The organism is Stappia sp. TSB10P1A (assembly GCF_900185725.1).
Classification (GTDB): domain Bacteria; phylum Pseudomonadota; class Alphaproteobacteria; order Rhizobiales; family Stappiaceae; genus Stappia.
On the sequence record NZ_FYAU01000008.1, the window covers coordinates 102,827 to 116,263 of the forward strand.

A 13,437-nucleotide genomic window follows, 5' to 3' on the forward strand; every position below is an offset into this window, starting at 1 on the left:
TGTCAGATGCCTTCCGGGCCGCGCTGCAGCGCTGCAACGCCGGAGCGCGAGACTTCCACCAGGCCGAGCGGCTTCAGGATGGCGATGAACTGCTCCACCTTGTTGGTCCGCCCGGTGATCTCGAAGACGAAATGCTCCGCGGTCGCGTCGATCACCGTGGCGCGGAACGCATCCGCCAGCCGCAGCGCCTCCAGCCGCTTCTCGCCGATGCCGGCCACCTTGATCAGGGCCAGCTCCCGCTCCAGCGGCTTCTCGAAATTGCGGCGCCGCGCCTCCACCGTCAGATTGGTCACCCGGTGCACCGGCACCAGCCGCTCGAGCTGATGGTGGATCTGCTCGATGACCATCGGCGTGCCGGTGGTGACGATGGTGATCCGCGACAGGTGCTTCTCGTGCTCGGTCTCCGAGACGGTCAGGCTGTCGATGTTGTAGCCCCGGCCCGAGAACAGGCCGATGACGCGGGCAAGCACGCCCGGCTCGTTGTCGACCAGCACCGAAAGCGTGTGGCTCTCGACCGGCTCGACCACCTCGGCCATGAAATAGGCGGAGGGCGCATTGAGGTTCTGTGCGTTCATCTCGTTCGTCTCCGCGATCTCAGACCAGCGCCTTGCCGGCCGCGCCGATGGCTTTCGCCACCGCCTCGTCATTGGCCTCGTCGGGCAGCAGCATCTCGTTATGCGCCTTGCCCGAGGGGATCATCGGGAAGCAGTTGGCAAGGTTGGCCACCCGGCAGTCGAAGATCACCGGCTTCGGCGTCTCGATCATCTCCTGGATGGCGCCGTCGAGATCGCCCGGCTTGTCGACGATGATGCCGTGGCCGCCGAAGGCCTCCGCCAGCTTCACGAAGTCCGGCAGGCTGTCCATGTAGGAATGCGACAGCCGGTTGCCATGCAGCAACTGCTGCCACTGGCGCACCATGCCCATGTACTGGTTGTTGAGGATGAAGACCTTCACCGGCAGGCCGAACTGCACCGCCGTCGACATCTCCTGGATGTTCATCAGGATCGAGGCGTCGCCCGCGATGTCGATGCACAGCGCGTCCGGATGCGCCACCTGCGCGCCGATCGCCGCCGGCAGGCCGTAGCCCATCGTGCCGAGCCCGCCCGAGGTCAGCCAGCGGTTCGGCGCCTCGAAGCCGAAGAACTGGGCCGCCCACATCTGGTGCTGGCCGACCTCCGTGGACACGAAGGTCTTTCGCCCCTTGGTCGCCTCGTAGAGCCGCTGGATGGCGTATTGCGGCATGATGATGTCGTCCGACGGCCGGTAGGCGAGCGAGTTGCGCACGCGCCAGCGGTCGATCTGCTCCCACCACCCCTTCAGCCCGGCGGCGTCGAGCTTGTGCCCGCCGGTCCGCCACAGCCGCACCATGTCCTCCAGCACATGGGCGACGTCGCCGATGATCGGAATGTCGACCTTGACCGTCTTGTTGATCGAGGACGGGTCGATGTCGATATGCACCTTGAAGGACTTCGGCGAGAAGGCGTCGAGCCGGCCGGTGATGCGGTCGTCGAAGCGCGCGCCGATGCAGATCATGACGTCGCAGTCGTGCATCGCCATATTGGCTTCATAGGTGCCGTGCATGCCGAGCATGCCCAGCCACTGCTTGCCGGAGGCCGGATAGGCGCCGAGCCCCATCAGCGTCGAGGTGATCGGCGCGCCGGTCAGTTGCACCAGCTCGCGCAGGAGCTGCGTCGCCGCCGGGCCGGAATTGACGACGCCGCCGCCGGTATAGAGGATCGGCTTCTTCGCCCGCGCCAGCAGCTCGACCGCATGGCGGATCGCCTCGATGTCGCCCTTGACCTTCGGCCGGTACGACTTGTGGGCGATGTTGGTCGGCGGCTCGTAGATGCCGGTGGCGAACTGGATGTCCTTCGGCACGTCGATGACGACCGGTCCCGGACGGCCGGTGGTCGCGACATAGAAGGCCTCGTGCAGGATGCGCGGCAGGTCCTCGATCCGCTTCACCAGCCAGTTGTGCTTGGTGCAGGGGCGGGTGATGCCGACCGTGTCGCATTCCTGGAAGGCGTCGCTGCCGATCAGATGCGTCGGCACCTGGCCGGTGATGCAGACGAGCGGGATGGAATCGAGCAGCGCGTCGGTGAGCGCGGTGACCATGTTGGTCGCGCCCGGGCCGGAGGTGACCAGCACGACGCCCGGCTTGCCGGTCGAGCGGGCGTAGCCCTCGGCAGCGTGGCCGGCGCCCTGCTCGTGGCGCACGAGAACGTGCTCGATGTCGTCCTGCTGGATGATCTCGTCATAGATCGGAAGCACGGCACCGCCGGGATACCCGAACACATGCTTGACCCCCTGGTCCTTGAGTGCCTGCAGCACCATTTCGGCGCCGGTCATCTCGCGCTTCATCGTTCCTGTCCTCGATCGTCGCGGCGTCCTCGCCCCGACCGCTTCGTTTCCGTCATCCGCCACGTCGTCCCGCGCAAGTCAGGTCCGGGCGCCCTCCGGCATGCGGCCAATAAAAAAGGCCTCCGGTGGAGGCCTTGCGCGCGCTGAGCTGTCTGGGAACCCGAGTGTTACCTCGTCCCGGCCGCGCGCGCCCCGCATACAAGAATGAGCCCGATGCTCTTCGTCACGTCAAATCCGTCCTGTCCGGCGGTGTTGCCAAAACCCGTCCTGAACCCGGCCCGTGGCCTGTCCGTCTGGGCAATCGGTCGGCGGACGCTGATGACAGGGTCATCTGGCGACTTACCCGATCCGACGCCGCGCAACCTAGACGCAGCGTCTGGCCCGGTCAAGCGCATTATCCGGAAATTTCGCAAAGCATCCTGCGGACTTGCCGAATCTTGCCAGCGCCCCCGCGCACCGGCCGAACGCCCCGGGCGAGGCCGGCGCGCCCTCCCCGTTCCGCCGGCCTGCGCCCAGGTTCGCCCCCCGCCCTGCCTGGTCAAAAGATATCCCCAGGGGCAAAGCCGCGGTTTTGCGCGCCAAAGGCCGCGTCCGCACCCCGTTTCAACGGCCAGTTCCATGATCGCCGAAAAGAAACTTGCATCTCCCGGCAAGCCTCTGTATACACCCGTCTCACAGCGGTCGGCGACACACGCTTTCCGCTGCGGGATGCTGTTGCAGCAAAGCCTGATCATCAGGATCGCATGCAGGGCAGTCCCGAACGGCCGCAAGGCTTGTGGGTGTATAGCTCAGTTGGTAGAGCAGCTGACTCTTAATCAGCCGGTCCTGGGTTCGAATCCCCGTGCACCCACCACTTCCTTCTCTCTGAAATCGCCGGAAAATTCGCCGGAAGGCACGCGGGCTTTTCCCGTCAGCCGATCCGCGCGCGCGCCCTGGCGCATCGGGATGCGCGGCCCCGCGGGCCTCCCCGCCCCAATCTTTTTCCCCGCACGGGTTGGTTGAACCACCCGATCGTTCCTATATGGGTCGCAACCCCGGTTCGAGACGGCCTCCCCAACGCCGGTCGAGCCCGCATTGCCCCGCGCGTTCCCTTTCCCTCTCTCATCCGGCCCTGTTCATGGCACCCATCCTTTCCATTTCCGATCTGTCGAAAACCTATGACACCGGCTTTCAGGCGCTGAAAACCGTGTCGCTCGAGATCGAGAAGGGCGAGATCTTTGCCCTTCTCGGCCCCAACGGCGCCGGCAAGACGACGCTCATCAGCATCGTCTGCGGCATCGTCAATGCCTCGTCGGGCACCGTCACGGTGGATGGCAACGACATCGTCCGCGACTACCGCGCCGCCCGCTCCCTGATCGGCCTCGTGCCGCAGGAGCTCACCACCGACGCCTTCGAGTCGGTCTGGGCGACCGTCTCCTTCAGCCGCGGCCTGTTCGGCAAGCCCAAGGCCCCGGAGATCGTGGAAAAGGTGCTGCGCGACCTCTCCTTGTGGGACAAGAAGGACAGCAAGCTCGTCACCCTGTCGGGCGGCATGAAGCGCCGCGTGCTGATCGCCAAGGCGCTCGCCCACGAGCCGCGCGTGCTGTTCCTCGACGAGCCGACCGCCGGCGTCGATGTGGAGCTGCGCCGCGACATGTGGCGGGTGATCCGCGAATTGCGCGACACCGGCGTCACCATCATCCTCACCACCCATTACATCGAGGAGGCGGAGGAGATGGCCGACCGGGTCGGCGTCATCAACAAGGGCGAGATCGTCCTTGTCGAGGAAAAGGCCGAACTGATGCGCAAGCTCGGCCGCAAGCAACTGGCCCTGCACCTCGCCGTCCCTCTCGCCGCCGTGCCGGACGGGCTTTCGGCGCACAATCTCGAACTCTCCGACGATGGAGAGGAGCTGATCTACACCTACGACACGACGGGCGAGCGCACCGGCATCACCACCCTGCTGCAGGACCTCAACGCCACCGGCATCCGCTTCCGCGACCTGCAGACCCGGCAGAGTTCGCTGGAGGAGATCTTCGTCAACCTGGTGAGGACGCCGTCATGAATATCCATGCCATCAAGGCGATCTACAGGTTCGAGATGGCCCGCACCGGCCGCACCCTGTTCCAGAGCATCGTCTCCCCGGTCATCTCCACCTCGCTCTATTTCGTGGTCTTCGGCGCGGCCATCGGCTCGCGCATCGCCGAGGTCGACGGCGTCAGCTACGGCGCCTTCATCGTGCCCGGCCTGATCATGCTGTCGCTGCTGACCCAGAGCGTGTCGAACGCCTCGTTCGGCATCTATTTCCCGCGCTTCACCGGCACGATCTACGAGGTGCTCTCCGCCCCGGTCTCCTATCTGGAGATCGTCATCGCCTATGTCGGGGCGGCGGCGACGAAGGCGATCATCGTCGGGCTGATCATCCTGGCGACGGCCGCGCTCTTCGTGCCGCTGGAGATCCAGCATCCGGGCTGGATGCTGCTGTTCCTGCTGCTGACGGCGGTCACCTTTTCCCTGCTCGGCTTCATCATCGGCATCTGGGCCGACAATTTCGAGAAGCTGCAATTCGTGCCGATGCTGATTATCACGCCGCTCGCCTTTCTCGGCGGCAGCTTCTACTCGATCTCGATGCTGCCGCCCTTCTGGCAGAAGGTGACGCTGTTCAACCCGGTGGTCTACCTGATCAGCGGCTTCCGCTGGAGCTTCTACGGACAGGCCGATGTCGGCGTCGGCGTCAGCCTCGCCATGACGCTACTGTTCCTCGGGCTCTGCCTTGCGGTGATCTGGTGGATCTTCCGCACCGGTTACCGGCTGAAGTCCTGACCTTCGAAAGTGGTGCGGGCCGCAAGGCGGCCCGCCCGTCAGCGCTTGGCGCTCAGACGGCGACCGCCGCCTTGATATGCGGGTGCGGGTCGTAGCCGGTGAGCTCGAAGTCCTCGTAGCGGAAGGCGAAGAGGTCGGTCACCGCCTCGTTGATCTTCATCTGCGGCAGCGGCCTTGGCGCGCGCGACAGTTGCTCCTTCGCCTGCTCCAGATGGTTCAGGTACAGATGCGCATCGCCGAACGTGTGGATGAACTCGCCCGGCGCGTAGCCCGTCACCTTGGCCACCATCATCGTCAGCAGCGCATAGGAGGCGATGTTGAACGGCACGCCGAGGAAGACATCGGCCGAGCGCTGGTAGAGCTGGCAGGACAGCCGCCCCTCGGCGACATAGAACTGGAAGAAGGCGTGGCAGGGCGGCAGCGCCATCTCGTCGACCAGTGCCGGGTTCCAGGCCGAGACGATCAGCCGGCGGCTGTCCGGCGTCTTGCGGATCTGCTCCAGCAGCTTGGCGATCTGGTCGATGGACGAGCCGTCCGGCGCCGGCCAGGAGCGCCACTGATAGCCATAGACCGGGCCGAGATCGCCGGTCTCGTCGGCCCATTCGTCCCAGATCCGCACGCCGTGGTCGTTGAGGTAGCGGATATTGGTGTCGCCGGCCAGGAACCACAGCAATTCGTGGATGATCGACTTCAGGTGCAGCTTCTTGGTCGTCACCATCGGAAAGCCGTCGGCAAGGTCGAAGCGCATCTGGTGGCCGAACACGGAGAGGGTTCCCGTGCCGGTCCGGTCGGTCTTCTTCACGCCCTCGTCGAGGATGCGCTGCATCAGCTCGTGATAGTGCCGCACGCTGCCGTCCGCCTGCCGATTCTGTTCCGCGCCATCGTCGCCCGGCCGCAAGCCGAGGGCAAGCACGCCGGCGCCCCCGTCCCTGCAATCCACCGGCCGGCGCGGCACCAAGACTGCCCCGGCCGCCACGCGCCCCCCAGCCGCTGCGCGAGGCAAAGTCGCCAGTCGCGATTTCACCGACAAGCGCCCCTTTTCAGCCGCCCTCCCTGCCCCTATATTCGGTGTGCCGGCGCAAGCCGGCTATGGCGATAAACGGACTTCGGAATAAGCCTATCGGACCCGGGGGCGGTACCCGGCGCCTCCACCCAAGCCCGCCGCACGATCTGTTGGTCGGCGGGTTTCGGCGGGGGCGAAATAGGATCGACGAGGGTGTAAAGGTCGTTCTTTTGCTCGGCATGGTTCCGCCGTTATCGGGCCGTCTCAATAGTTGCAAATGACAACTATGCTATGGACAACGCTGTCGCCGCGTAATGCGGTGCCGGTAGTCCTTTAAGCCCTGGCGGTTAGCCCCGTCAGGCGGGGTCCGGAGGCACCTGGCAACAGAAGCCTCCACTCGATTTCCGCCTGGCCTCGGCCCGCCTGACCCGCGCCCCGCCTGGCTCGCGCATGGGCAAGCGGCGGCGCCTTGAGGCCGGCGATGGCGGCGTCCAGCGGCTCGCCCTCGCGAAAAAAAGCGGGGCAAGGGGCAAAAGGCCGGTGCAAGCACCGATCGGCGCTTTTCATTCTCCCCTGCGCAAGCCATGTTGGGCGCGACCTGATTCACACTTTCAGATTCTCACGCTCAGTTAAGTGCGATGGCCGAAGACCTGATCCGCTACGATATCGTCATTCAGGACGCCCTGCGCGGTGCCGTCCGCAAGATCCTCTCCGAGGTCGGCCGTGTCGGCCTGCCGGGCGAGCATCATTTCTATATCGCCTTCGACACCACCGCTCCGGGCGTGCGCATCTCCTCGCGGCTGCATGAGCGCTATCCGAAGGAGATGACCATCGTCCTGCAGCATCAGTTCTGGGACCTTGCCATCGGCGAGCACGCCTTCGAGGTCGGCCTCTCCTTCGGCGGCATCCCCGAAAAGCTGTTCGTCCCCTTCTCCGCCATCAAGGGCTTCTTCGACCCGTCCGTCCAGTTCGCGCTCGAGTTCGAGCCTGGCAAGACGGCCGAGGAACTGCCCGAGGAACTGGTCGAGGCGGCCCGCGAACAGGAGCGGGCGGAGGCCACGCTCGCCAGCGTCGAGAAAACGACGGTTGACGCGAAATTGGACAAGGTTTCGCAAGTTCACAGCAAAAATTTGCAAAATTCTGATCAACCCGAAAAGCCGGTGTCCAAGGAGGACAAGTCCGGCGAGCCGGGCGGCGCCGATGTGGTCTCGCTCGACGCCTTTCGCAAGAAGACCTGAGGATCGGCCGGACCGCGCAAGCAGCTCCGACCGCGAAGGACGGATGATGAGCGGGGATATCGTCAATCTGAGGCAGGCGCGAAAAGCGCGCGCGCGGCGCGACAAGGACGAGAAGGCAGCGGCCAACCGCAGCCTGTTCGGCCGCACCAAAGCCGAGAAAACCCGCGATCGCACGCTTGCCGAGGCCGCCACGCGCCACGTCGAGGGCCATCGCCGCGAGCTCTCTCCGGCGGACACGTCCGGCGGGGACAATCACGGCAACGGCGAGGGCGGCTAGCCATGCTCGCCAAGCGCTCCCTGACCCTGCACGGCCACCGCACCAGTCTGGCGCTCGAGCCGGAGTTCTGGGAGGTGCTGGAGGAAATGGCCGAGGCCGGGAATATCAGCCTTCCTGCCCTGGTCGCCCGCATCGATGATGCGCGCGAAATTGAGACAGTGGGCGGCGGCGACCTGCCATCGTCCTTGTCCTCGGCCCTGCGGGTTGCCGCCCTTGCCCATTGCCGGGCCAAGGCCTGACTCACTGGTCCGGCGTTCTACCAATGAAAACAGGGGGTTCGAGCGGCGGCAGCAGCGGCATCGGCTGACCCCTGCCCGGTTCCGCACCCGCCGTTCCCGTGCTTCCCGGATCGTCCAATGCCCGCCGGATGCGCTCGCCGAAGCTCGCCGCCGGCGTTGGCTCTGCTGCCGGCTGCTCGCCCTGTTGTCCCCGCCGCCGCTCGGCCGCTGCCCGTTCCGCCGCCTTGCGCGCCTCCTCGGCTTTCCGGGCCGCCTCGGCTTTCCTCGCCTCCTCGGCTTTCCTCGCCTCCTCGGCCTTGCGGGCGTCGTTCGCCCTGCGCGCCTCCTCGGCCTTTCGAGCCTCTTCGGCCTTGCGCGCCTCTTCGGCTTTCCGCGTCTCCTCGGCCCTGCGGGCTTCGTCCGCCTTGCGCGCCTCCTCGTCCAGCAACTGCCGCTCCTGCCGGCGCTTTTCCTCGCGCTGCCGCCGCATTTCCCGCATCAATCGGTCGCGCTCGGTGATCTCGGCCTGCAGTTCCTCCACCCGGCGCACCTCCTGTTCGAAAGCGCGCAGGGTCAGGAAGGCGGTGAAGGGGGCGATGTCGATGGTGCGCTGCGGCTCGGCCAGCGGCCCGGCGAAGACGAGGCCCACCTGCGCCTCCGCTCCGGTCACCGCCTCCTCGCCCGGATCGACCCGCAGCGAGAAATCGCTCTGCAGGCTCAAGGCCTTGAGGTCGATCTGGGCATTGCCGAACACCCGTGCCTCGCGGTTGTCGACCCGCGCATTGCTGATCCGCGCGACCCCGCCGGCGATCGAGGCGCTCGCCTCCAGTTCTGCGAAGGGCAGCACGCCGGCGTCGAGATGGCTGGCGAAGGCGGTGCGGATCGCTGCGTCGTTGAGATCGAGCCCGGCGTCCACCGCGCGGATCACCAGCGCGAAGGCGTCCGGGTTGAGGCCGCGGATTTCCCCGTTCTCGACGCTGAGCGTCCCCCCGCCGGAAAGGCTTGAGACGATGCCGGCGAGCGAGCGGCCGCTGCCCTCGACATCGAGATTGATGTTCGCCGCGCCCGTCGCCACCGGACGCCCAGCGCGCCGCCAGACCAGTTCCTCCAGCCGCGCCCCGTCGAGATGCAGCGAGGCGGTCATCCCCGCCTGGCCGCCCGACCGCTTCAGCGTGTAGGCGCCCGTCAATCCTCCGCCGGCAAAGCCGGCCTTGCTGACATCGAGCGACAACGCATCGTCCTTCAGCGACAGCCGCGCGGCGACATCGCTGGCCGGCGGCAGCGGTGCCAGACCCATCCGCCGCGCCGTGACGTCGAGCGACAAATCCACGCCCGAGACGACCGGCGGTCCGAAGGCCGCTTCCGACCACGTGCCCCCGGTGGAGGCGGCGAGTTGGTCGGAGCCGAGCAGCAGGTCGCTGAGCTCGGAAATATCGAGTTCCGACAAGGAGATCGTGCCTCTGACCTGCGGGTCGAGGCTGGCCATGGCGCGGCGCAGGTCGACGCGCAGATCCGCATCGAGCCGCAGGCCCGCGACATCGCCGGAAAGGCCCGACAGGGTGAACCTGTCCCCCTCGCCCTCCAGCGTCGCCGCCAGGTCGACGGCCGCGGTCGAGGCATCGAGCGAGGGCAGCCGCCCGGTCAACAGCGCCACGGGCACCAGGTCCGGCGCGCGCACGGCAAGGTCGGCCGTATACTGGCTATCCCCGCTCGCCGGCAGGGCGAGCCGGCCGACCCCGCTCAGCACCGCTTCGCCAAGATAGAGCCGGGCATGCCCCTCCAGTCCGTCCTCGGCAATCCCCGCCGCGCCGATCTCCACCCGCGCCTCGCCGAGACTGCCGACCGGCAGCAACGTCGCACCGACTTGCTCCAGCAGGTCGCCCGCCTCCGGCGCCGCAAAGCTTGCCTCGAAATCCACCGTCGCGGCGCGCCAGTCGTCGAGCCGGCCATCGAGGCCAAGGTTCACATCGATTGCGGTACCGCCGACCGAGCCGCGCGCCACAAGGCTCGCCAGCGTACCGGCCGCCGCGCCGCCGCGGTTCGCCTCGCCCTCGAAGCTCAGCTTCAGATCCGCCGGCGCAAAGGCTCCCGGCCGGGCGGCGAAGCTCCGCACCGCGCGATTGTCCGGCGCCAGAGCCAGCAGCAGCGCCGCGACGCCGTCGAGCCGCTCGGCGTCGACATCCAGTTCCAGCGCGCCCGACGGCGCCGTCGACAGCCGCTCGATCCGCCCCTTGGCGCCGAGGCGCGCGCCGGACAGGTCGGCGACCTGGGCCTCGTCGATCACCAGCGTGTCGTCGCGATAGGACGCCCGCAGCCGCGTTGCAGCGGCCGACAGCGTGCCGAAATCGACCCGTTCGGCGAACAGGCGCAGGACCAGTTCGGTGCCGGTGCCGGCGATGCCGGCCGCCAGTCCCTGCTCCCGGCCGAGGAACAGACGGGCAAGCTGGGCCACCTGATTGCCGTCGATGCGCTTGGCATCGAGATCCGCCTCGAAGACCGGCGTGCCGCCCTCCGGCGCCGACCAGGCGAGCGCGCCCTGGCCGCTGTCCTCGCCGATCTCGAACAGCAGGTCGGTCAGTGCGACATGGCCCGGCGCGGCGTCGAGCCGGCTTTCCAGGGCAAAGGGCATCGCTGCGATCCCGCTTGCCCCGTTCTTGCGCCACCAGTCGGCAAAGGCGACCGGCTGCGCCACCGAGGCCGCGAAGCTGCCCCGGAACGCCGGCTCCGGCTGCAGGCCGAGATCGCCGCGCACGAGGAACTCGGTCCGGCCCGGCATCCGCCCCGAAAGCTCAGAAATCCGCCAGCCGCTGGCCAGGCGATCCGCCTTGAGCAACACGTCCTGGGTCAGCCCGCCGCCGGACAGGAAGCTGGGCACGGACAGTTCGACATGGCCGTCGAGGGGCGGGTGCGGCAGCCCGCGCAGTGCCGCCAGCAGCGTCGCTCCCGTCTCCGCCGCCGCCAGCGTATCCGTCGGCCCGCGCCCGGAAATGCGATCGAGGTCGATCTGCCGGGCCGTCGCCTTGACGTCGAAGCGATAGGGCTCGGCGAGCGTGATCTCCGCCCCGCCCTCCAGCGTCACCGGCCGTTCCTCGAGGCCGTAGCGGAAACTGGCCTCGCTCAGCGCCAGCCGGGCGATGTCGAGGGCGAACCGCCCCTCGCTGCGCCAGGCCTGCCGAGCCTCCTCGGCAGGCGTCACGGAGGCGAGCGTGTAGGCACCCTCATAGCCCGGGCGGCTGTCCGACAGGGTCAGCGTGCCGTCCATCACCAGGTCGACAGGCACGGAAACCGGCGTCACTCCGGCGCGCAGGCGCAAGCCGCCGGCCGGATCGCGGCGGCCGGTCGCCAGCACCACGGTTGCCCGCTGGCCGTTCAGGCTCGCCATGCCGTCCAGCTTGAACGGCCCCAGCATCGAGCGGGCGGTGACCAGCAGGTCGATATTCTCGATCTTGTGGTTCTGCCCGTTTCGCGCGTCGATCACCGTCAGTTCGCCGTCGCGGATCGAGGCCTGCTCCAGCATCACCAGGTCCGGATCGACCTCGGAAATCAACCCGTTGCGAGAGCGGGCGGTGAACCAGTCGAGCCGCCCCTGCTCGTCGATCGACAGGCGCAGGCTCGGCCGCTCCATCGTCAGGTCGATGATCCGCACCTCGCCCTTCAACAGCGGCGGCAGTTCGATGCGCATCTCAAAGCGGCGCACCGCCAGCAGCGGGTCTTCCGGCTCGCCGACCCGCACGTCCGAGAAGGTCAGGGTCGGCGTCGGCAGCAGGCGCATCTCCGCCTCGCCCATCACCGCGACGCGGTGACCGAGCAACTGCTCGCCATAGCGCTCGAACGTGGTGCGATAGGCCGTCCAGTCGATGAGGAACGGTCCGACCAGCGCTGCCAGCAGCACCGCGATCACGGCCACGCCGATCGTGATGTAGATCGAATTCAGCGCCCTGGTCTCCCGTTCACGCGATCCGCGGCAAGCCTCAGTCCAGCCTTACGATCTTGCCCGGATTGAGGATGTTGTCGGGATCGAGAGCCTTCTTGATCGCCGCCATCATGTCGAGGCCCGCGCCATGTTCGCGGGCCAGATACTTCATCTTGCCCTGGCCGACGCCATGCTCGCCGGTGCAGGTGCCGCCCATGTCGATGGCACGCCAGTTGAGCCGTTCGATGAAGGCTTCAGTCTTGGCGATCTCCTGCGGATTGTCGACATCTACCAGCACCAGGACGTGGAAATTGCCGTCGCCGACATGACCGACCAGCGGCGCGAGCAGGCCGTTGGCTTCGACGTCCCTGTACGTCTCGCCGATGCATTCCGCCAGCCGCGAGATCGGCACGCAGACATCGGTGGAGACGCCCTTGCAGCCGGGCCGGAGGCCGAGCGCGGCCCAATAGGCATTGTGCCGCGCCGCCCACAGGCGCGTGCGGTCCTCGGCCTTGGTGGCCCAGACGAACTCGCCCCCGCCGCTGTCGCGGGCGATCTCGCCGAAGATCTCGCTCTGCTCGCGCACGCCCGCTTCCGTGCCGTGGAACTCCACGAACAGCGTCGGCGTCTCCTGCAGGTCCAGCTTGGAATAAGCGTTGCAGGCGCGGATCTGGTTGGCGTCGAGCAGTTCGATCCGCGCCACCGGCAGGCCGCACTGGATGGTGGTGATCACCGCGTTGCAGGCGGAGCCAAGATCCGGGAAGGGGCAGACGCCGCCGGACACCGCTTCCGGGATGCCGTAAAGGCGGAGCGTCACCTCGGTGATGATGCCGAGCGTGCCTTCCGAGCCGACCATCAGCCGGGTGAGATCGTAGCCGGCCGCCGTCTTCTTGGCCCGCCCGCCCGTGTGGACGATACGCCCGTCCGCCGTCACCACGGTCAGCGCCAGCACCACGTCCTTCATCGTGCCGTAGCGCACCGCATTGGTGCCGGACGCGCGCGTTGCCGCCATACCGCCAAGGCTCGCATCCGCGCCCGGATCGATGGGAAAGAACAGGCCCGTGTCGCGCAGATAGTCGTTGAGCTGGGTGCGGGTCACGCCGGCCTCGACCACGCAGTCGAGATCCTCCGCATTGACCTGCAGCACCCGGTTCATCTGCGACACGTCGACGGAAATGCCGCCGGCCGGCGCGTTGACATGGCCCTCCAGCGACGAGCCGGTGCCGAAGGGAATGATCGGCACCTTGTGCTGCGCGCAGACCTGCACCACATCGGCGACCTCTTCGGTCGAGCGGGCGAAGACCACCCCGTCGGGCGCCTGATTCGGCAGCCAGGTGGTGGTGTGGCCGTGCTGCTCGCGCACCGCCGCGGAGGTCGAAAACCGGTCGCCGAACCGTTGCGCCAGGATCTTCAGCGCCAGGTCTATCCCCTCGTCGTTGCGCTGAACCGCCGCCTGAAGGCTTGCAAGACTCATTACTCTCTCCCGCTCGAGCGACCACCGGCATCTCCGCCCCGTAGGTGGGCGCCTTACGCGATTTGCGTATCCTGCCGATCTCGGACTAGTCTCGCGAATCTGAAGTTCGTCACAGGTCGCAGCACGCTCTCAACGAACTTCAGATTCAAAA

General features: G+C 67.2%; 10 protein-coding genes, 1 tRNA gene and 1 other RNA gene. 7 read left to right on the forward strand and 5 right to left on the reverse strand.

What is annotated here, in order from left to right; all coding sequences use genetic code 11:
• Window positions 1-2 precede the first annotated feature (2 nt).
• Together ilvN and TSB10P1A_RS01945 are read right to left on the reverse strand one after the other, a co-directional pair.
• Entirely contained in the window at window positions 3-575 is a 573-nt protein-coding gene (gene ilvN / locus TSB10P1A_RS01940; RefSeq protein WP_186386223.1) for an acetolactate synthase small subunit, read from the reverse strand.
• Between the two features lie 19 nt (window positions 576-594).
• Window positions 595-2,361, reverse strand: coding sequence for an acetolactate synthase 3 large subunit (locus TSB10P1A_RS01945; RefSeq protein WP_186386224.1), 1,767 nt, complete (start codon window positions 2,359-2,361; stop codon window positions 595-597).
• Between the two features lie 777 nt (window positions 2,362-3,138).
• Here TSB10P1A_RS01945 and TSB10P1A_RS01950 point away from each other — a divergent pair.
• From TSB10P1A_RS01950 to TSB10P1A_RS01960, 3 genes are all read left to right on the forward strand, one after another.
• Window positions 3,139-3,214: transfer RNA gene (locus tag TSB10P1A_RS01950), tRNA-Lys, on the forward strand.
• Between the two features lie 264 nt (window positions 3,215-3,478).
• Complete coding sequence (locus TSB10P1A_RS01955) at window positions 3,479-4,405, forward strand: ABC transporter ATP-binding protein (protein WP_186386225.1); 927 nt, start codon at window positions 3,479-3,481, stop codon at window positions 4,403-4,405.
• Window positions 4,402-5,163, forward strand: coding sequence for an ABC transporter permease (locus TSB10P1A_RS01960; protein ID WP_186386226.1), 762 nt, complete (start codon window positions 4,402-4,404; stop codon window positions 5,161-5,163). The genes TSB10P1A_RS01955 and TSB10P1A_RS01960 overlap by 4 nt, the downstream gene beginning before the upstream one ends.
• A gap of 52 nt (window positions 5,164-5,215) precedes the next feature.
• Here the strand turns inward: TSB10P1A_RS01960 and TSB10P1A_RS01965 are convergent, their stop codons facing one another.
• Window positions 5,216-6,010 (reverse strand): thymidylate synthase, encoded by a 795-nt coding sequence (locus TSB10P1A_RS01965; RefSeq protein ID WP_186386245.1) that lies wholly within the window; start codon window positions 6,008-6,010, stop codon window positions 5,216-5,218.
• Between the two features lie 186 nt (window positions 6,011-6,196).
• Here TSB10P1A_RS01965 and ssrA point away from each other — a divergent pair.
• The 4 genes from ssrA (at window position 6,197) to TSB10P1A_RS01985 (ending at window position 7,920) form a co-directional block, all read left to right on the forward strand.
• Window positions 6,197-6,564, forward strand: a transfer-messenger RNA (tmRNA) gene (ssrA, locus tag TSB10P1A_RS01970).
• A gap of 240 nt (window positions 6,565-6,804) precedes the next feature.
• Entirely contained in the window at window positions 6,805-7,404 is a 600-nt protein-coding gene (locus TSB10P1A_RS01975; protein WP_186386227.1) for an SspB family protein, read from the forward strand.
• 46 nt (window positions 7,405-7,450) lie between these two features.
• Window positions 7,451-7,681, forward strand: a complete 231-nt coding sequence (locus tag TSB10P1A_RS01980) for a DUF4169 family protein (protein ID WP_371515065.1) — start codon at window positions 7,451-7,453, stop codon at window positions 7,679-7,681.
• Window positions 7,682-7,683: 2 nt separating this feature from the next.
• On the forward strand, window positions 7,684-7,920 hold the full coding sequence (locus tag TSB10P1A_RS01985; protein WP_186386229.1) for a ribbon-helix-helix domain-containing protein: 237 nt from the start codon (window positions 7,684-7,686) through the stop codon (window positions 7,918-7,920).
• A gap of 1 nt (window position 7,921) precedes the next feature.
• On the opposite strand, the gene TSB10P1A_RS01990 is transcribed toward TSB10P1A_RS01985, so the two are convergent.
• A complete protein-coding gene (locus TSB10P1A_RS01990; RefSeq protein ID WP_186386230.1) occupies window positions 7,922-11,806 on the reverse strand; it encodes an AsmA family protein in 3,885 nt (1,294 codons plus the stop codon).
• A gap of 64 nt (window positions 11,807-11,870) precedes the next feature.
• Window positions 11,871-13,286, reverse strand: a complete 1,416-nt coding sequence (locus TSB10P1A_RS01995) for an FAD-binding oxidoreductase (RefSeq protein ID WP_186386231.1) — start codon at window positions 13,284-13,286, stop codon at window positions 11,871-11,873.
• Between the last annotated feature and the right edge of the window lie 151 nt (window positions 13,287-13,437).

What these genes read in the sequence shown, in the direction of transcription:
- TSB10P1A_RS01985 (WP_186386229.1), top strand. Translation starts at nt 7,684, where the DNA reads ATGCTCGCCAAGCGCTCCCTGACCCTGCACGGCCACCGCACCAGTCTG.
- TSB10P1A_RS01955 (WP_186386225.1), top strand. Translation starts at nt 3,479, where the DNA reads ATGGCACCCATCCTTTCCATTTCCGATCTGTCGAAAACCTATGACACC.
- TSB10P1A_RS01980 (WP_371515065.1), top strand. Translation starts at nt 7,451, where the DNA reads ATGAGCGGGGATATCGTCAATCTGAGGCAGGCGCGAAAAGCGCGCGCG.
- ilvN (WP_186386223.1), bottom strand. Translation starts at nt 575, where the DNA reads ATGAACGCACAGAACCTCAATGCGCCCTCCGCCTATTTCATGGCCGAG.
- TSB10P1A_RS01975 (WP_186386227.1), top strand. Translation starts at nt 6,805, where the DNA reads ATGGCCGAAGACCTGATCCGCTACGATATCGTCATTCAGGACGCCCTG.
- TSB10P1A_RS01995 (WP_186386231.1), bottom strand. Translation starts at nt 13,286, where the DNA reads ATGAGTCTTGCAAGCCTTCAGGCGGCGGTTCAGCGCAACGACGAGGGG.
- TSB10P1A_RS01960 (WP_186386226.1), top strand. Translation starts at nt 4,402, where the DNA reads ATGAATATCCATGCCATCAAGGCGATCTACAGGTTCGAGATGGCCCGC.
- TSB10P1A_RS01945 (WP_186386224.1), bottom strand. Translation starts at nt 2,361, where the DNA reads ATGAAGCGCGAGATGACCGGCGCCGAAATGGTGCTGCAGGCACTCAAG.